Raw genomic sequence first — 17492 nt, forward strand, 5'->3', positions numbered from 1 at the left:
TCCGCCACTTCCTTTCTGCATGCTCTCCGTCATCTTTCGTCGCGTTTTCTGTCCGTTCCGATCGCCGGATAGCGCAAAATCGAGCGCCGCGGCAGCTTCCATTTGAACAAAACCGACAGCATCCGCATGACAATAACCGTGCAGAACAGCAGCGACAGCTGCAGCGTATTCTCGCCGAAGCCGAGGCCGATCGCCAGGCCGGCCATAATCGCCCACACGGCATAAATTTCGTCGCGCAGCACGAGCGGCTTGCGGCCGGCCAGCACGTCGCGAATCATGCCGCCGCCGATGCCGGTCATGACCGCGGCGACGAGCACGGCGCTGAGCGGATGACCCATCTGGGTCGCGTACAATGCGCCCTGAATCGCGAATGCCGATAACCCGATCGCATCAAAAAACGATTCCCACGCCTTCCACCGTTGAATCCAGGTTGGCGGCAGCAGGAAAACGAGCGTCATCGCGATCAGCGCCGCCCGCAGCAGCCAGCCGTGTTCCCACAGCGTCGTCACCGGCACGCCGATCAGCAAATTGCGCACGACGCCGCCCCCGAACGCCGTCACCAGCCCGAGCACGTAAACGCCCAGAATGTCATACTCTTCTTCCATCGCCACAATCGCGCCGCTCACCGCAAACGCGATCGTGCCGATCAAACTGAACAACTCCCAGTTCAAGCCAAACCCTCCGTATCGATCCGAACCCCGGCCGACCGATTACCGGTTGTCGCCGTCGAACAAATTGCCGAGCCCGCCAAGCACGCTTCCTTCTTCCTTGCGTCCGTAGAACCTCGACGCCGACACGATGCGATCGGCCATCCGGCTGAACGGCAGCGATTGCAGCCATACCCGGCCGGGTCCGCGCAGCGTGGCGAAAAACAGTCCTTCGCCGCCGAACAGCGCCGATTTGACGCCTTTGACGAATTCGATGTCGTAATCGACCGATTGCGTCAAAGCGACCAAACAGCCGGTGTCGACGCGCAGCACCTCTCCGGGCTGCAGCACCTTTTCAACGATTACGCCGCCGGCATGGACGAAGGCGAGTCCGTCGCCTTCAATCTTCTGCATGATGAAGCCTTCGCCGCCGAAGAAACCCGTGCCAAGCTTGCGCTGGAACGCAATGCCGACGGAAACGCCTTTGGCCGCGCAGAGAAACGCATCCTTCTGACAAATGATTTTGCCGTCCAGCTCGCTTAAGTCGAGCGGCACGATTTTGCCGGGGTATGGGGAAGCGAATGATACCCGCTCTTTGCCCCGGCCTGCGTTCGTGTACAAGGTCATGAACAAGCTTTCGCCCGTCAGCAGCCGTTTTCCCGCGCCGAGCAGCTTGCCCATGAACCCTTTGTTGTCGCTGCTGCCGTCGCCGAATATCGTCTCCATACGGATCGACGCTTCCATCATCATGAAGCTGCCGGCTTCCGCCACGACGCTTTCGCCCGGGTCCAGCTCGATTTCGACGAGCTGCATCTCGTCCCCGATAATGCGATAATCGATTTCATGCGCGTTCATAGCGGTTGCCCTCCTGGAAAATAGTCTCGTTCGAGCTGTTCTAGCTCTTGCACCGCCCGCTGCGCGTAGCGGATCGTTTCGCGCAGCTCGTCCAACTGGCGCTGCAGCGCATGATGCAGCGACTCGCGGTACTCCGGCACCGCATGCGAATAAGCGGCTAACGTATGTAACGGCATCAGGGCGATTTCGCCGAACGCCAGCGCCCGCCGCTGATGGAAAAAACCGACGTCCGCCGAACCCGGATGGTGCAGGTTGCCCTGCTCCGGATGCTTCAGCACGGCGAGCACCTTGACCGCCGCTTTCGCCTCCCCGCCTTCGACGATTTCGCCGATATATTCGCCGGACTTGTAGCCCGCCCGGACAATCGTTCCGATGGCCAGCACAGCCGCTCCCCCTTCAACCGTTGTGGTTATGCCTCCGCCGTTTGTTTTGCTTTCATATCGGCCAAAGCGGCTTCAATTTCTTCCCGCGGCAAATTGCCGGCTTCCAGCTTGTCGTCGTCCAGCAACAACAGCCGTTCGTAAAAAGCGATCCCGCCCTCAACCCATGCTTCATGGCCGCTGCTGCCGCCTGCCGCCCCGGGCAAATCGAACAGCGTGTCTTCCGCTTTGGCGAATTGACCGGTTTGTTCGAAATACGGGACCAGCCGTGCCGACACGTCGACCGGCAGCTCATAAGGCGCAAGCCGCTCCAGCAGCCCGCCGATTTCGCCGTTCAAATCGAGGAAGCCCGGATCCGGTTCGTGCTCGTGTACGGTCAGAAACAGGCGCAGCGCCTTCACATAACGCGGATAACTCTCCTCGTCGTCGCCGCCGTCCGCGAAGATGTCGCCCTCTTCCTTCAACAGGCGGGCAACGCCGGTGGCATGCTCGATCGACAGCAGCTCGTTTGTCGTCATCATCGCCAGCAAATCTTTTTCCGAGAGCGAGTTGAGCAGCTTGGAATTGAGTCGAAAAAACTTGCTCAGCGTTTCGTCAAGCGTCTGCAGCGCCTGCTCCTTCTTCATTTCCTTGCGCAGCCCGGCGATCGCGCCGATCGCTTCCGTCATCTGCTGGATCATCCGCAGCAAGTAGTCCCGTTGGAACATAACGTTCCCTCTCCCCCATTCAAACGTCTATCAAAGCGCCGATTCGATCGCTTCGATCAGCGCCGGGTCGTCCGGCGTCACTTTCGGCGACAAGCGGGCGACAATCGCGCCGCCCTTGCCGATGACGAATTTTTCAAAATTCCACGTAATATCGCCTTGCGGCTCCGCATGTTCGGTCAAATAAGCGTACAGCGGATGCTTTTCGTCCCCGAGCACGTGAATTTTTTGCAGCAGCTCGAACGAAACGTCGTACGTCAGCTTGCAGAACGACTGGATTTCCTCCATCGTGCCCGGCTCCTGGCCGGCAAAATCGTTGCACGGGAAACCGATTACGCGCAAGCCGCGCTCCCCGTATTTGCGGTTGAGCGCTTCGAGCCCTTCGTATTGCGGCGTCAGGCCGCACTTCGATGCGACATTGACGATCAGGAGCGCATCGCCTTCATACGTGTTCATCCGCTTCTTCGTTCCGTCAGCGGCAGTTACTTCGATGTCATACAAGCCCGCCATCCCCAACACTCCTTCGTTCGGATAATTGTCGCGTATTCCGCGCCTGTTGTTATTATAGCATTTCTCGCGGGAAGATCACGAATCGCCTCCGCAGCCCCGTCAACAGCGGCGATATCGGTTTCAATCGTTTTTGGCAATTGCTTCATGCGGCGAAAACCGGTAAAATAAGCTCATCCGAACTAAGGCAGGTGCTATGGCATGAGCGAATCGAACGAACCGCGCAAAGTCAGCCTGGCCGACGCGATCAAGAACAAGCTGGCCCAGAAGCAGCAGGCACAGAAAGACGCCAACGCCGCCAAAGGCAAAGGCGACAAAGGCGCGGCCGCAGGCAGTCCCAAGATCCAGAGCCAAATGACGAAGAAAGTGAACAACCAGCGCCGTCGCACCGGCGGTAGTTAAGCAAGCCGCACAAACGAAAGCCTTGCCGCCGGCAATTGCCGGGGCAAGGCTTTTTTCGTGGCGTCTTATACGTACAGCGCGGAGCGCTGCTTCTGCACGTCGCTGCTTTCGAGATATTCGTCGTACGTCATCAGCTTGTCGATGACGCCGTTCGGCGTAATTTCGATGATGCGGTTGGCGATCGTCTGAATGAACTGGTGGTCATGCGACACGAACAGCATTGTGCCGTCGAATTCGACAAGCCCGTTGTTGAGCGCCGTAATCGATTCGAGATCGAGATGGTTCGTCGGCTCGTCGAGCATAAGCACGTTGGCGCCGTTCAACATCATGCGCGAGAACATGCAGCGCACCTTCTCGCCCCCGGACAGCACGCTTGCCTTCTTCAGCGCTTCTTCGCCGGAGAACAGCATGCGGCCGAGGAAACCGCGCAGGAACGATTCGTCCTGGTCTTTCGAATACTGGCGCAGCCAGTCGATCAAATTCATATCGTTGTTGTCAAAATAGGCCGAGTTGTCTTTCGGGAAATACGCCCGCGTCGTCGTGACGCCCCACGAATAGCTGCCTTCGTCCGGCTCCACTTCGCCGGAAATAATTTGGAACAACGTCGTTTTGGCCAGCCCGTTCGGTCCGACCAGCGCAATTTTGTCGCCCTTGTTGACGATCAGGGTGAGCTTGTCGAGCACCTTTTCGCCGTTCACCGTTTTGCTGATGCCTTCGATCGACAGCAGCTGCTTGCCCGCTTCGCGCTCCGGCTTGAAGTGAATGAACGGATATTTGCGCGACGACGGCCGGATGTCCTCCAGCGTCAGCTTCTCCAGCAGCTTCTTGCGGCTCGTCGCCTGCTTCGACTTGGATGCGTTCGCGCTGAACCGGCGGATGAATTCCTCCAGCTCCTTGCGTTTTTCGTCGACGCGCTTGTTCGACTCGCGCTGCAGCCGCAGCGCCAGCTGGCTCGACTCGTACCAGAAGTCGTAGTTGCCGACATACAGCTGGATTTTGCCGAAATCGATATCCGCGATGTGCGTACAAACCTGGTTCAGGAAGTGGCGATCATGGGATACAACGATAACGGTGCCTTCATAACGGCCGAGGAAATTTTCCAGCCATTGGATCGATTCCAGGTTCAAATGGTTCGTCGGTTCGTCAAGCAACAGAATGTTCGGATTGCCGAACAAGGCTTGGGCGAGCAAAACGCGTACTTTTTCGTTGCCGTCCAGCTCTTTCATCGTCAAATCGTGCAGCGGTTTGGCGATGCCAAGGCCAAGCAGCAGCTCGGCGGCGTCGGATTCCGCTTCCCAGCCGTTCAGCTCGGCGAATTCGCCTTCGAGCTCGGCGGCGCGCATGCCGTCTTCATCGGAGAAATCCGGCTTGGCGTAAATCGCGTCCTTCTCTTCCATAATTTCATACAGGCGCGCATGGCCCATGATTACCGTCTTGAGCACGTTGAACTCGTCGTACTCATAGTGGTTCTGCTTCAACACCGCCATCCGTTCGCCCGGCGTGATGTGCACTTCGCCGCGGCTCGAATCGATTTCGCCGGACAATATTTTCAGAAACGTCGATTTGCCCGCTCCGTTCGCGCCGATCAAGCCGTAGCAGTTGCCCGGGGTAAACTTGATGTTGACATCTTCGAACAGCGCGCGACTTCCGTAGCGCAGCGTTACATTGCTTACACTGATCATGTCGCTATAAAACCGCCTTTGCTTATTGGTAGGGTCATTCCTTCATTGTACCACAGGAAACTATCGGAAGCATCCCGTTAATCCGCGATTCGGTCAGCTTTCGATCTGCTGCACGAGCTCCGACAGTTCGGCCCACCGCTCCATGGCCGCGTCGAGCTCCGCTTCTTTCGCCTGCTGCTCGGCGAACAGCTGCTGCACTTTGGCGTAGTCGGTCGCCGCTTCGGCGATCGCCTGCTTGATGCGGGCGACTTCGTCCTCAAGTCCGGTTATGACCGATTCGATCGTGTCCCATTCTTTCTGGTCCTTGTAGCTCAGCTTCTTCGGCTTGGCCGCAGCCGGCGGCGCGGCGGCAACCGGAGATTTGGCGCCGGCCGCGGCGGATTTGCGCTCGGCCTCCTCCGCCAGCTTTTCCGCTTCCCGCTTCTCCAGCCATTCGGAATAGTTTCCTTCGAACCGGCGAATCGTGCCGTCCGCTTCGAATACGAGCAGCCGGTCTACCGTCCGGTCGAGAAAATAACGATCATGCGATACGGTCAGCACGACGCCGGGGAACTCCTCCAAATACGATTCCAGCACGGAAAGCGTCTGAATGTCCAAATCGTTCGTCGGTTCGTCCAGGAACAGCACGTTCGGCTCGTTCATGAGCGTGCGCAGCAAATATAGTCTTCGCCGCTCGCCGCCGGACAGCCGGTCGATCCGCGTCCATTGCTGGGCCGGCGGGAACAGGAAGCGCTCCAGCATTTGCGCCGCCGTAATCAGTTCGCCGTCGATCGTGCGCACCGCTTCCGCCGCTTCCTTTACGTATTCGATCACGCGCTTGCCGCCGTCCATTTCCACATTTTCCTGCGTGTAATATGCCAGTTTGACCGTATCGCCAGTTTCGACGCTACCTTCGTCCGGCTGCTGCCGGCCGGCCATGATGTTCAGCAGCGTCGATTTGCCGCAGCCGTTCGGCCCGACGATGCCGATCCGGTCCTCCTGCTGCACGATGCAGTTGAAGGAGCGAAACAGCTTGCGCCCGCCGCCCGAAGCGCCAACGTCCTCCAGGTTGATCACCTTCTTGCCGAGCCGGCTGCCGCCAACGGCGATGTCGAGCTTGCCGCCCGCTGCTTGCGGGCCTTGCTCCTGCAGCTTATGGGCGCGGTCGATGCGCGCCTTCTGCTTCGTCGTGCGCGCTTTGGCGCCGCGCTGCAGCCAGGCCAGCTCGCGGCGCAGCAGGTTTTGCCGCTTGTCCTCGCTGGCGGCTTCGCGTTCCTCGCGATCCGCTTTTTTCTCCAGAAACGTGGCGTAATTGCCTTCATAAGCGATCAGCCTGCCGCGGTCGAGCTCGAACATCCGATTCGTAATCCGGTCGAGAAAATAACGATCGTGCGTGACGAGCAGAATGGCGCCGCGATATTTGGCCAGCATCGATTCCAGCCAGCCGACCGTTTCGCTGTCGACGTGGTTCGTCGGTTCGTCGAGGATGAGCAAGTCGGCCGGCTGAATGAGCGCACGCGCGATCGCGACGCGCTTCTTCTGGCCGCCGGACAGGCGCGATACCGGCTGATCGTACATCGCCACGCCGAGCCGGGACAAGATCGATTTCGCCTGCGTTTCCGCGTCCCAGGCATGCGCCGCCTCCATTCGCGACTGCGCGGCGAACAGCTTGGCCTGCAGCTTCTCGTCGCCCGGCCGCGTTTCCAGCGCGAACAGCGCTTCTTCATACTCGCGCAGCGCCTGCATGATCGGCGAATCGCCTTGAAACACATAGTTCAGCACCGTAATCTGTTCATCGAATGTCGGGTTTTGCGGCAAATATTCCACACGGAACGCGCCGGCATGCGTAATCGTGCCCGTATCGGGCGTCTCCAGGCCGGCCACCAACCGCAACAGCGTCGATTTGCCCGTGCCGTTGACGCCGATCACGCCGATGCGCTCCCGTTCCGAAATAATGAACGACACGTCGTGGAACAGCGTTTTTTCCCCGTATGTTTTGGTCGCATGGTCGACCGACAAAATGTTCATGAAAGCGCTCCTCATCAGAAATCGGGCATCGATCGCCGGCGCGCAAACGCGAAGAAACGGCCCATCGTGCTTGTTAGCGGACGAAGGACCGTTTCCCCGGTACGGCGGCATCAGCAGATTGCCGCGTTAAGGCCTTTGTGCACATTTTTGATCTGTTTGATGCCGGAGGCCGTAATTTTGGCGAAGCTGCCGTCATCCTCCGTCTTGAACCGGATCAGCCGTTTATCGGCCAAATATTCAAGCGCAAAAAATTTCTCCGGATTGCGGTCGGCCAGGTTTTGCGGGATCAACGCCTTTTTGCCGCGTTCCATCAAGTGAAATTGATACAATTCCTGAAGCACATCGATGCGAATTTGGCACCTTTTTACAGATAACATCCTCCCTCACTCCTTATCCAGCGAATTTCTCTCTATACCAATATTTAAGTATGGGACTTGAAAAAAGTAAGTCGATTTTTTTCCCTATATAATAGCAATCGAACGACAATCCGTCAATGAAAATTTTCATCAGGAAGATCAAGCCATTTTCACAAGCGCCGTACGAACGAAAACAAACGCCCCCGAAAGGAGCGTTTGCCGACGTCTCATGATTCGTAATCGACGCTGACCGAAGATTCGCGCACCGTCTGCATGTACGCGATCACTTCTTTATGCACGGGATGAACCTGATAAGCCTCCAGCTCCGCCATGGAAGGAAACGTCGTCACGAGCGCGATGTCATAGGAGCGGTCCGAATGCAGCACGTCGGCTCCCGCTTCGATTGACAGCAGGCCGGGTATTCGCCCTTCCATATCGCGCAGCACTTGTTGCGTGCGGGCGACGATTTCCGGGCTGTTGTCCTTCAGCTTGAACAGAACGATATGGGTCAACATAGTTGTCTCTCCTCCTCGGGGCAAGCGATCAAAATCCGGTACAGGTTACGCGTTCACTTTCGACGCCCATTGCTCGACGTCCCAAACCTTCGAAACCCAGCCTTCGTAAAATTCGGGCTCGTGGCAAACGAGCAGCACGGTGCCTTTATAGGCCTGAAGCGCGCGTTGCAGCTCTTCCTTGGCGACGACGTCGAGATGGTTCGTCGGTTCGTCGAACACGAGCCAGTTGCTTTCGCGCATGAGCAGCTTGCACAGCCGCACCTTCGCCTGCTCGCCGCCGCTCAGCATCGACATCGGCCGCGTGATATGTTCGTTCTTCAAGCCGCATCTGGCGAGCGCGCCGCGCACTTCGTTCTGGTTCATATGCGAAAACTCGTTCCATACGTCGTCGATCGGCGTTGCGTTGCCGGCTTTCACTTCTTGTTCGAAGTAGGCCGGGAACAGGAAATCGCCCAAATACGTTTGCCCGTCGAACGGCTTGATTCGACCCAAAATCGTCTTCAGCAGCGTCGATTTGCCGACGCCGTTGCAGCCGATGATGGCGATTTTGTCGCCGCGCTCGATCGTCATGTTCATTTGCGGCAGCAGCGGGCGATCGTAGCCGATTTGCATGTTTTTGCCTTCGAAGACGATGCGGCCGCTGGCGCGCGATTCCTTGAAGTTGAACGTCGGCTTCATCGCTTCCTCCGGCTTGTCGATGCGCTCGATCCGTTCGAGCTGCTTCTGCCGGCTCTTGGCGCGGCCGGAAGTGGAGTAGCGCGCCTTGTTGCGCTGGATGAAATCTTCCTGCTTCTTGATAAATTCCTGCTGCTTCTCGTAAGCGTCGATATGCTGGCTTTTGTTCATGTCGGCCATGGACAAAAACTTCTCATAGTTCGCCGTATACCTCGTCAGCTTGGAAAACTCAAGATGATAAACGACATTAACGACTTCATTCATAAACGCCGTATCATGCGAAATGAGGATGAAGGCGTACGGGTAATTCTGCAAATAGTCGGTCAGCCACTGGATATGCTCGACATCGAGATAGTTCGTCGGCTCGTCGAGCAGCAGGACGGTCGGCTTCTCCAGCAGCAGCTTGGCGAGCAGCACCTTCGTGCGCTGGCCGCCGCTGAGCGAGGCGACGTCGCGGTCAAGACCGATCGCGTCGAGGCCAAGGCCGTTGGCCATCTCCTCCACTTTCACATCAAGCATGTAAAAGCCGCTGGCGTCAAGACGCTCCTGGATTTCGCCCATTTGCTCGAGCAGCACTTCCAGCTCTTCCGGCGTGGCGTCGGCCATCTTGTCCGTAATGGCCAGCAGTTCCTGCTCCTGCTCCAGCAGCGGGAGAAACGCGTCCTTCAGCACATCGCGAATCGTTTTGCCGGGGGCGAGCTTGGAATGCTGGTCGAGATATCCGTATTGGATGCGCGGCGTCCATTCCACCTTGCCTTCGTCCTTCAACAACTGGCCGGTCAATATATTCATCAGCGTCGATTTGCCGACGCCATTGGCGCCGACAAGCCCTACCCGCTCGTTGGCGAGCAGCCGGAACGACACTTCCTTAAACAGCACTCTGCCGCCAAAACTATGACTCAAATTTTCCACAGTCAACAAGCTCATTCGTCTCTGTATGCTCCTATCCGCACCAATTTCGCATTTTCCCACCACATTAGAATTTTTAGTTTCCAATCGAAGTGGAAAATGCAAATTCTAATTGGCGATAAAACCTACCTTTAAACGCGGTCGATCATCTTCGACAGACCTCGATAGTGGTTTTCTCATGCCTCAACTAATAATTATAGCATCAATGGCGGCGCGGCGGAACAGCATCCGGTCAACTTTTTTTCCCAACGCGGCGGAAGGTTACGATTCATAGTCCCAAAAACAAAGCAAATGTTCGGTGGAGAAAGGTTAGTGACCCGGATTTGACCCGATGCGGGGCACCCCATTGGCCCCACTTTCGCTCATCAGGCAATTATAGGCGAGTTTTCACCTATCATTGCCTCCAAACGTGCCAAATGACCAATTAAAGGCGATTATTCAACCCTATTTGTCCAATTCAACGCTTCGATAGTACCGGGTCTCGAAGACACCTTGGAGCAATAGCGGAACCGACTTCCACTAAAGGAGGGCTGAAAGGCCAACGTTTGAGAAATAGCGGAATCTCTTACCGCTATTCGGTGCTCAACAGGCAACGATGGCGTTATAACGGAACCTCCTTCCGCTATTCGGTGCTCAACAGACAACTTTGGAGCCATAACGGAATCTCCTTCCGCTTTTTACATGGAATCGCGTCTCAGGAGCAGGGTGACTGTGAATAGTAACGACGGAAACTGCCGTTAGGTTCGACCGGTCAAGTCGCGATAAACGAGCTCCACTCTGGCGAGCTCGATTCGATCGGAATCGCACAGCACGTATTCGTCAAAAGGCACAAGCCTGCTGCCGTTCAGGTAACTGCTGTTGCGAGAGCCAAGATCGCGAATGAGGTGGCGGCCGCTTTCGGCGAAAATTTCCACATGCTTGCGCGATACGCCGATTTCGTCCAGCCAATAATGGGCCTCTTCGCGGCTTCGCCCAATGATGAACGATTCGCCGCGGATGGCGATTTCTTCTTCCTCTTCGTCGGCCTGACTATCCGCCGCCGGGTTCCTGATCCGCACGAGTGCTGCACGAATGCCTTCGTACGGATGGCCACGCTCTTCGTCCGCGGGCGCAAGCAATTCCGTGCCGGGCGAAGCGGCCAGCACAGTCGTCAGCTGCGGCAGCCGGCGGTAATGCTCTGCGATGGCAGCGGAATCGTCCGGATCGTCGGCCGATGTGCCGGCTTGCGGCAAACGATCGGGATGCGGCGGCGACGCGGCAGAGGCCGGCGGCGCAACGGCGGCGATGGGGTGAAAGTAAGAAGCGGCAGCGGCGGCGCGTCCCGATTGGACCAACAAGTACATGCCCGCCGCAATGAGAAGCGACAAGCCGGCTGCAAGCTGGAGCATGCCTTCCGACTTTTGTCGCGAATACAGCAGCCAAACGGCGGCGAGCAGCAGGATCAGCGCAGCGGCCGCGGGGAGAATCGGCAGCGGCGTTTTTTTCGCGCGTCCCGGTTCGGCGGGTTCGGACGCTCGATGCGATAGCGAGGAAGCGGCGACACCGCTATCGTTTGCATACGGACGCGGCGGCGCAGACGCAGCGAAACCCGCCGCGGCAGCGGCTGGCTCCGTTTCGTTCTCCGATCGTTCCAGTTCCTCCCATACCGCAAGCAGTTGCTCCTTGCAGCCTTCGAGATGAAACGTATCCGATTTCATATAATCAAGCAGCCGATTCAACCGATTGCCGCCCGCCGCTCCATCCGGCGCATCGCCGATCAGGCGTCGGCACAGCCGACGCAACTCGTTCTGGACGTCATCCTTGCCGTCCAACTGCCGCAGCGGCAAATAAACGAACCTGACATCGCAAAGGTCATCGCCCGCATAGAGCAGCGCCTCATGAAGCGCATAGCGGTTTGCGCTCAGCATATACATGGCGCTGTCGGCAATCGCCGTCACGATCGTATAAAGCAAACGAACCGCACGCACGAGCGTCGGCGGTTCGGCGCGAAGCGCTTCGGCCAGCGGACGGAACCCGCTTAACGAATAACGCAGCGCCAGTTCTGAATGGATCGCTTCAAACTCGATCGGAAGCAGCCGCGGCACCGCATGAAGCTGCAGCATTTTGTGCTCCAGCGGCACCAGATCGTCCTCCGTAAGCGGCTGTTCGCCGGTGACGACGACATAGCGGCCGACCTGTCTGACATATTCGACTTGGAGCCCGTACAAGCAACGTTTCATGAATTCCTCTCCTTTCTTGTGAAGTCTGGGATGCCGTCAGGCAAAGGTTGGCTGCAGCCACTGCCAGGCGGCCGTTGCAAAAGCCGGCACGGCTGCCAGCATGAACGGAAACGTCAGCAAATCGCTGCGGACATACAGCCGAAACCCGGCAACGTCGCGAAAAGCGAGCAATCCGATCGCCGCCAACCCGGCCGCGATCACACGGCGCACGAATTGCCGCCGAAGCAGCAGCAATACGATCCCGATGACGCCTGCGTAAACGATGGCATACACAGTAACAGACACGACGAAAGCAGCACCGGACAACGCGCCAATCGCGGCGAACAGCTTCACGTCGCCGGCGCCGACAACGCGGCAGGCATAGAGGGCGAGCATGATGGCGAATCCGGCGGCCAAACCGCCGAAAGAGCGGCCGAATCCGGAAGCGCCTTCCGCTATCGCGGAGACGATGCAGCCTGCCGCAATCCCGCTCATGCTGAGCCAATTCGGAATTTTTCTCGATTTCACGTCCGTCACCAGCGCAATCGCCATAACGACGGTCGTAATCCCCAAACCCCACACGGCCAAACTCATGCCTCCCTTCATTTGCCGATCCAGACTTGCTCGTAGGCCGCTTTCTTTACCAGAATCGTTCGCTTCACGAACGGCAGTGTCAGCTTCACTTCACAACTCGCTTCAATGCCGAGCAGCGTTTCGCCGCTGCCGGCCAAATCCGGCAAGGTCACCTGCGTGACCCGGCAATTATTGCCCCGCAGCACGCGCTCGTCGGCATGCCGCCATACGAGCGGCGCAAATGCGGCGTTCAGCAGCGGCCGGTACGTTTGGTCCAAATACCGCTCGTATCGTTCGCTTGTTTCCGTTTCGAGACGCTCGCGCCGCTCTTGTTCCCAGCGGAGAAGAACGAGCAGCGGTTCGGGGATCCACGACTCGTACCGTTCCGCCATTTGTTCGGCGGAATCGAGCGCCGAACGCGCCGTGTCGATCCGCTCCAGCACCTTGCCGAGGAGTGCTCCCGCTTTGCTGCCCGCATACGCTTCCTTCGCGGCGCTGTATAATTGCTGAACCGGGTACATGCCCGCCGCCAGCTGTTTGGTCGTTTCCGATACCGCCGTCTGCAGCGCAAGCTCGGCGATCGATAGTTGAATGAACGCCTGCAGCGCCATCACGAATGCAAGGAACAGCGGCAGCACAAGCGTTGCCTCCAGCGCCAAGCCTCCGGTTTCCTCTCTGGCGAACGAGACAATACGCCGCATCCCGATCCCTCCTTCCGTCAATAAGCGGTCGTTCAATATGACAATTCGGACGATTTTGCAATCGTGCAGCGCCCGGCGTCCGCACCGCATCCGGCAAGCCCGGCAGCACGCAGCGCCTGCATCGCAGCGGGCATGAACCAATATCGCTGCGTCGTCAATGCTTCTGCGTGAATATGCGTGGCCGTTTTCGTCAAATCAACGCCTGTATTCAGCTCCAGCAGCGCCATCAACCTGGCTGTCATCGCCGAGTTATTGCTATGGAGAAGAAAAGCGATCCGCAGCAAATCCTTGTAAGTCGTCGTCACGGCCGGCCACTTCTTGAACAGAGGCACTTCGCCGCCGGAGACGAGCCGGTTCATATCCGCGGCAGCCTGAATCGCCCCCTGGGCGGCGGCGGCCAAAAAGACGAGCAGCGGCGAACCGGCGTTCAGCAGCTCGGTTTGCGGAGACAGCAGCGCCTCGGTCGTGCGAATCGCCATCAGCATGGCGAACATTTCGCCGTACGCGGCCGCATAATTGGCGGCGCAGGAGCCGAAGCCGTACAACACGTATTCCGCTTCCTGGTTGCGCAGCGGATGGCTGAGCGGCGACGACAGCTCCGTCGACGATTGTTGGGTGCGGTAGCTGAACTTGCTGAGCGCAAACTCGTCCCGGTACATTTCATCGCGAAAACCGACAAACATCGAACCAATCGCGTCAATCCAGCCGATCGACCGCTGCGTCGCCCGTTTGGCCGATGCCCGATCGTCGCCGTCGTAAAGCGGCTCGCCTTCCGCGGATTCGCGAATGACGGCGCTGTTGTAAGCGGCATATTTGCTCGCTAGCCCAGGCGTCCGTTCCAACTGTTCGTACAAAGCCGAATACGCGTCGCCGCCGCCAAACACGCTGCATCCGCCCATCGCCTGCTGCGCTTGCTGCAAGGCCGATGCCGTCAGCCCGCGCTGCTCGTCCAGCTGGCTCTCCGTTTCCGCGCCGCGACGTTGGCGTTCGGCTTCCTTCGCCGCCTGCATAGCGCGAAACCGCTCCACTTGCGCGCCCGTTGCGGCAAGCGCTTGCTCTGCCGCGGCGAATGAGGCCGGCGACCAATCGGACCACTGCGACCAATCGGACGATGTGGCTGCCAACCCGCCAAAAAGCGCCAGCGCCTTGCCGGATTCGGTGCGATAAGCGGCAAAATAACCCAATTCGTAAACAAACACCGACGCAAACGCGCGGGCCGCCGGTTCGCCGCTTTCTTCCCGATAAGCGCGATCGCTCTCCTCGCGCAGCTTCTCATTCGCCTTCCAGGCGGCATCGATAGCGGCGGTCAGCCCGGCGTAAGATTGCTCCGCCGTTGTTACGTCGACCGTCAGCATCGCTTTGGTTTCCGCAGCCAGCATCGCGTACGCCGTTATGTCTTCCAGTTGCGACGCAAGCGTTGCTTTCCGCTCGACCAGCGCTTCGTACGCCGCTCCGGCTTTTTGCGGCAACGCGGCCATGTCGCGCTCGATATCGGCCAGCGCTCCGCGCAACGCTTCGGCATCGCTTATTCCGGTGCGATCGGCCAGTTCGGCAAGTTGTTGGAAACGGGCATCGTACCCTGCGATGCGCCCTTTCATGTCAACCATCCACGTCTGCGCTTCTAGCCAAGCGTCATCCAGCGCCTGATTCAACTGGCGAATGAGCGTCTCCGCCGCTTCGGACTGCCGCGAGAACGCCGCCGTTTGCCGGAGCCGGTCCTCAGCCTTTGTCGCTTTCCACTTGTCGACCAACTCGGCGGCGTATTCGAGCGGGGCGCGATACTTCATTTCCTGCTGCACCTGCTTGTCGAACACGTCCGCGTCGGCAAGCGTCTTTTGCACCTGCAAGCGCACGCGATCCGCCGCCAGCACGGGATCCAAATAACGTATCCCCGGCCCCTCGATCGAAGAAGACAGGTTTCGGCGCATGACGTCCGTGAACGTATCTGTCATTGCGCCTGAATCGCCGCTGACGGCGAACAAACCGTATCGCTGCAGTTTCCGGTCAAACGACGCGAGTACGGAGCGCAAGCCCGCATGTACTGCCGCCTCCGTCTCCCGTTCCGCCAGCTTCGCCCGGATCAAATCGATCGCAACCCCGTGAAAAACGAACATCGGGAACAACACGACGATCAGAAACACCGATACGGTCCCTTTGGGCGACGCGGCTCGTTGTGCGATTATCCGGACCAGCTTAGCGAGCCGGGTCATGGTTGCCCCTCCCATTGTTTCAGTTGTGCACGATCGCGACGATGCCGTTGGCGTACAACCGGCTGCGAAGCGACTCGGTCAAACCCACGGAACCGTTCGTATGGCGAAAAAAATGCCAAACGACGCCTTTTACATACCCGCCCTTCATCAGTTCCGCATCTTTGGCTACTTGATCCTTGGCGTCGCTTTGGTTGACGGTATATTTCGCTTCGTGCGCCACGCCGTCGCGATCGAGCGCGTCGACGACGCGCCATTCGCCGGTATGCTCCGTCGGAAAACTGGTCGCCTCGCCGCCCACAAGCGCGCGGATAAAAGCGCTCGCTTGCGCTTCCGAACGAATCGTCACCGCCGGCTCGCGCGAACCTCCCGCACCATCCGTCGTTTCAGCACCTTCGCCTTGATCTGGCTGCTGTTTCGGCGCTATCAGTTGTTTGACACGCGGCACGTAGGTTCGAACCAGGTCGACGGTGCGAATCCACTCCTGCGGATCGACCACAACGGATTTGGCCACCGCCGTCGCCTGTTTGCTGCCTAGCCAGCGGCCGGCAAAGCCGCTCCACGCGAACTTGCGCTCGAGCCGAACCGTCACTTCCCGCTCGAACAGCTTGTTCGTATAGGTCATCGTGCCGCGCATGCCGGCCGGCAGCGTTTGGGCCGACTGCCTCAGCTTGTCCGGCGGGCTTGCCGACCCGGCAGCCGCTCCGCGCGCAACCGGAAGCGACAAACTCACCGTCCCTCCCGCTCCGCCGATACCGAACCACGCGCCGATGCCGTCGCTTAGCCAGCGCCAATACAAGCCTTCGCTTGCGCCGCCGTTCATCCCGGCGTCCGCAGAAGGCGCAGCAACCGACCGGTTCCAGCCGTATGCCGTCCGTTCCGCCGCTGCCGACGCATCGCGGTACATCGCCGCCCTATCGAACATGTACAAACCGAACACAACGATCAACGCCGTACAAAGCAGCACGAGCGGCATCGCCAATGTCGCCTCGACGGTGTATGAGCCCGTTTCGCGTTGCGCAAGCTTTTGCAGCCATTGCCCGAGTCCGGTTGAACATTTCATGCGGTTATTCACGGCGTAGGCGACGGGGCAATGACATTGCCGTCAACGCTTGTTTGCGATTCGATTTGCGCATTGGCGGAATTGAACAAAGCGTTGACCCATTTGAAAATCCACTTGCGGAACGCGATCGCGATAACGACAATGACAGCCAAAATCAACAGCAGCTCCAAGGTGCCAATTCCTTGCTCGTCACGCCAAAAGCGTCTCCAGCCTTGCCTGATCCGGCGCAACGCGCGGTTGCTCGTTTCCATACCTGCTCCTCCTCTTCCGCTTTACATTCGATTCATCATCAACACGGCCGGGGCCGCAACCACGATCATGACGACAATGAAGATGATGACCATTGGCACGACCAGCTTGGCCGACGCTTCTTCCCCGAGAGTCCGGCTCATCGCCTTGCGCTTCTCCCACATCGCGCGCGACAGCTCGCCGAGCGCGTACACAAAATCGTTGCCGCCCCGGCGGTAATTGAGCAGCACCGTCGTAGCGAATGTCGACACTTCCGCCATGCCGCAGCGTTTGCACATCTCTTCCAGCGCCTGCGCAAGCGACTGGCGGTTGTCCAGCGCCTGCACGATCGCGCCAAGCTCGCGGTATAGCGGCGTCAACCGAACGGCCTGCCCGGGTGCGTCAGCCCCGGCGCCTACACCTGATTCGCGTATCCGTTTGGCGACGCATCGGCCGATGGCGGCCTGCACCGTATCGCCGGCGCCTACGAGAAGCGTCAACTTGTTCAAAAACTCCGGCAGTTCCAGCAACATGCTGCGGCGTTTGCGCGCAATCAGGCGGTCGAGCCGTTTGACGGCCGCAACCGGGATGACGACCGTCAGTACGCCTGCCGCCATAACCGGTGTCATCCAATCGCCCGACAATGCGCCGAGCGCGCTGCCAAACGCCAACATGCCGATTTCCGCAGCCAGGGCGGAGGCAAACACTTGCTTCGTACGCTCATGCGCCTGAGCGCTGCCATAAAGCGCCGCCGCCTTGACATGGATCTTGGCCGCCAGCTGCGGGAAACGCCGCTGCAAGCCGGCCTGTTCGGCAAGCGACGCAGCGATCGGCAGCAGCCGGTTCGACCATAGGGAAGCAACGTAACCAGCGTTCACTAACC

The 17492-nt window shown here is 58.8% G+C and carries 18 protein-coding genes; 1 reads left to right on the forward strand and 17 read right to left on the reverse strand.

All coding sequences use genetic code 11. The features are described 5' to 3' along the window. Positions 1 to 29 precede the first annotated feature (29 nt). Genes EXY20_RS11405 through EXY20_RS11425 form a run of 5 tightly spaced genes read right to left on the reverse strand, consistent with a single transcriptional unit; the run spans position 30 to position 3096 of the window. The gene (locus tag EXY20_RS11405; RefSeq protein ID WP_135550969.1) at positions 30 to 671 is read right to left on the reverse strand and encodes a trimeric intracellular cation channel family protein; all 642 of its coding nucleotides are present in this window, start codon (positions 669 to 671) and stop codon (positions 30 to 32) included. Positions 672 to 710: 39 nt separating this feature from the next. Next, positions 711 to 1502 (reverse strand): TIGR00266 family protein, encoded by a 792-nt coding sequence (locus EXY20_RS11410; RefSeq protein WP_135550971.1) that lies wholly within the window; start codon positions 1500 to 1502, stop codon positions 711 to 713. After that, complete coding sequence (gene kapB, locus EXY20_RS11415; protein ID WP_135550973.1) at positions 1499 to 1885, reverse strand: sporulation phosphorelay system protein KapB; 387 nt, start codon at positions 1883 to 1885, stop codon at positions 1499 to 1501. Before kapB ends, EXY20_RS11410 begins: the two co-directional genes overlap by 4 nt. A 26-nt stretch (positions 1886 to 1911) precedes the next feature. Next, positions 1912 to 2589, reverse strand: a complete 678-nt coding sequence (locus tag EXY20_RS11420) for a DUF6483 family protein (protein ID WP_135550975.1) — start codon at positions 2587 to 2589, stop codon at positions 1912 to 1914. Positions 2590 to 2619: 30 nt separating this feature from the next. Continuing rightward, positions 2620 to 3096, reverse strand: a complete 477-nt coding sequence (locus EXY20_RS11425) for a glutathione peroxidase (RefSeq protein ID WP_135550977.1) — start codon at positions 3094 to 3096, stop codon at positions 2620 to 2622. A gap of 198 nt (positions 3097 to 3294) precedes the next feature. Between EXY20_RS11425 and EXY20_RS11430 the strand changes: the two genes are divergently transcribed. Further along, a complete protein-coding gene (locus tag EXY20_RS11430; protein WP_135550978.1) occupies positions 3295 to 3495 on the forward strand; it encodes a hypothetical protein in 201 nt (66 codons plus the stop codon). 65 nt (positions 3496 to 3560) lie between these two features. Here EXY20_RS11430 and EXY20_RS11435 read toward each other — a convergent pair whose 3' ends face one another. The 12 genes from EXY20_RS11435 to EXY20_RS11490 all read right to left on the reverse strand — a co-directional run bounded on the left by EXY20_RS11435 (position 3561) and on the right by EXY20_RS11490 (position 17487). Then, complete coding sequence (locus EXY20_RS11435) at positions 3561 to 5177, reverse strand: ABC-F family ATP-binding cassette domain-containing protein (protein ID WP_135550980.1); 1617 nt, start codon at positions 5175 to 5177, stop codon at positions 3561 to 3563. Between the two features lie 93 nt (positions 5178 to 5270). Further along, the gene (locus EXY20_RS11440) at positions 5271 to 7184 is read right to left on the reverse strand and encodes an ABC-F family ATP-binding cassette domain-containing protein (RefSeq protein ID WP_135550982.1); all 1914 of its coding nucleotides are present in this window, start codon (positions 7182 to 7184) and stop codon (positions 5271 to 5273) included. Positions 7185 to 7294: 110 nt separating this feature from the next. Then, positions 7295 to 7561 (reverse strand): hypothetical protein, encoded by a 267-nt coding sequence (locus EXY20_RS11445; protein WP_135550985.1) that lies wholly within the window; start codon positions 7559 to 7561, stop codon positions 7295 to 7297. A gap of 206 nt (positions 7562 to 7767) precedes the next feature. Then, positions 7768 to 8055, reverse strand: a complete 288-nt coding sequence (locus EXY20_RS11450; RefSeq protein ID WP_135550987.1) for a Dabb family protein — start codon at positions 8053 to 8055, stop codon at positions 7768 to 7770. Between the two features lie 45 nt (positions 8056 to 8100). Beyond that, positions 8101 to 9657, reverse strand: coding sequence for an ABC-F family ATP-binding cassette domain-containing protein (locus tag EXY20_RS11455; RefSeq protein ID WP_135550989.1), 1557 nt, complete (start codon positions 9655 to 9657; stop codon positions 8101 to 8103). A gap of 719 nt (positions 9658 to 10376) precedes the next feature. Beyond that, positions 10377 to 11858: an FHA domain-containing protein gene (locus EXY20_RS11460; RefSeq protein WP_135550991.1), complete on the reverse strand. Its 1482-nt coding sequence runs from the start codon at positions 11856 to 11858 to the stop codon at positions 10377 to 10379. A gap of 36 nt (positions 11859 to 11894) precedes the next feature. After that, on the reverse strand, positions 11895 to 12419 hold the full coding sequence (locus EXY20_RS11465) for an A24 family peptidase (RefSeq protein WP_235885732.1): 525 nt from the start codon (positions 12417 to 12419) through the stop codon (positions 11895 to 11897). Between the two features lie 20 nt (positions 12420 to 12439). Then, positions 12440 to 13111, reverse strand: coding sequence for a TadE/TadG family type IV pilus assembly protein (locus tag EXY20_RS11470; RefSeq protein ID WP_135550996.1), 672 nt, complete (start codon positions 13109 to 13111; stop codon positions 12440 to 12442). A gap of 32 nt (positions 13112 to 13143) precedes the next feature. Further along, a complete protein-coding gene (locus EXY20_RS11475) occupies positions 13144 to 15321 on the reverse strand; it encodes a hypothetical protein (protein WP_135550998.1) in 2178 nt (725 codons plus the stop codon). A gap of 19 nt (positions 15322 to 15340) precedes the next feature. Further along, the gene (locus tag EXY20_RS11480) at positions 15341 to 16381 is read right to left on the reverse strand and encodes a TadE/TadG family type IV pilus assembly protein (RefSeq protein ID WP_135551000.1); all 1041 of its coding nucleotides are present in this window, start codon (positions 16379 to 16381) and stop codon (positions 15341 to 15343) included. A gap of 8 nt (positions 16382 to 16389) precedes the next feature. Next, positions 16390 to 16632, reverse strand: a complete 243-nt coding sequence (locus tag EXY20_RS11485) for a Flp1 family type IVb pilin (protein WP_135551002.1) — start codon at positions 16630 to 16632, stop codon at positions 16390 to 16392. 21 nt (positions 16633 to 16653) lie between these two features. After that, positions 16654 to 17487, reverse strand: a complete 834-nt coding sequence (locus EXY20_RS11490) for a type II secretion system F family protein (protein WP_135551004.1) — start codon at positions 17485 to 17487, stop codon at positions 16654 to 16656. Positions 17488 to 17492 lie beyond the last annotated feature (5 nt).

It is taken from the genome of Paenibacillus cymbidii, from assembly GCF_004764705.1.
Classification (GTDB): Bacteria; Bacillota; Bacilli; order Paenibacillales; family NBRC-103111; genus Paenibacillus_AN; species Paenibacillus_AN cymbidii.

What these genes read in the sequence shown, in the direction of transcription:
- EXY20_RS11410 (WP_135550971.1), bottom strand. Translation starts at nt 1,502, where the DNA reads ATGAACGCGCATGAAATCGATTATCGCATTATCGGGGACGAGATGCAG.
- EXY20_RS11420 (WP_135550975.1), bottom strand. Translation starts at nt 2,589, where the DNA reads ATGTTCCAACGGGACTACTTGCTGCGGATGATCCAGCAGATGACGGAA.
- EXY20_RS11425 (WP_135550977.1), bottom strand. Translation starts at nt 3,096, where the DNA reads ATGGCGGGCTTGTATGACATCGAAGTAACTGCCGCTGACGGAACGAAG.
- EXY20_RS11430 (WP_135550978.1), top strand. Translation starts at nt 3,295, where the DNA reads ATGAGCGAATCGAACGAACCGCGCAAAGTCAGCCTGGCCGACGCGATC.
- EXY20_RS11435 (WP_135550980.1), bottom strand. Translation starts at nt 5,177, where the DNA reads ATGATCAGTGTAAGCAATGTAACGCTGCGCTACGGAAGTCGCGCGCTG.
- EXY20_RS11440 (WP_135550982.1), bottom strand. Translation starts at nt 7,184, where the DNA reads ATGAACATTTTGTCGGTCGACCATGCGACCAAAACATACGGGGAAAAA.
- EXY20_RS11445 (WP_135550985.1), bottom strand. Translation starts at nt 7,561, where the DNA reads ATGTTATCTGTAAAAAGGTGCCAAATTCGCATCGATGTGCTTCAGGAA.
- EXY20_RS11450 (WP_135550987.1), bottom strand. Translation starts at nt 8,055, where the DNA reads ATGTTGACCCATATCGTTCTGTTCAAGCTGAAGGACAACAGCCCGGAA.
- EXY20_RS11455 (WP_135550989.1), bottom strand. Translation starts at nt 9,657, where the DNA reads ATGAGCTTGTTGACTGTGGAAAATTTGAGTCATAGTTTTGGCGGCAGA.
- EXY20_RS11460 (WP_135550991.1), bottom strand. Translation starts at nt 11,858, where the DNA reads ATGAAACGTTGCTTGTACGGGCTCCAAGTCGAATATGTCAGACAGGTC.
- EXY20_RS11470 (WP_135550996.1), bottom strand. Translation starts at nt 13,111, where the DNA reads ATGCGGCGTATTGTCTCGTTCGCCAGAGAGGAAACCGGAGGCTTGGCG.
- EXY20_RS11475 (WP_135550998.1), bottom strand. Translation starts at nt 15,321, where the DNA reads ATGACCCGGCTCGCTAAGCTGGTCCGGATAATCGCACAACGAGCCGCG.
- EXY20_RS11480 (WP_135551000.1), bottom strand. Translation starts at nt 16,381, where the DNA reads ATGAAATGTTCAACCGGACTCGGGCAATGGCTGCAAAAGCTTGCGCAA.
- EXY20_RS11485 (WP_135551002.1), bottom strand. Translation starts at nt 16,632, where the DNA reads ATGGAAACGAGCAACCGCGCGTTGCGCCGGATCAGGCAAGGCTGGAGA.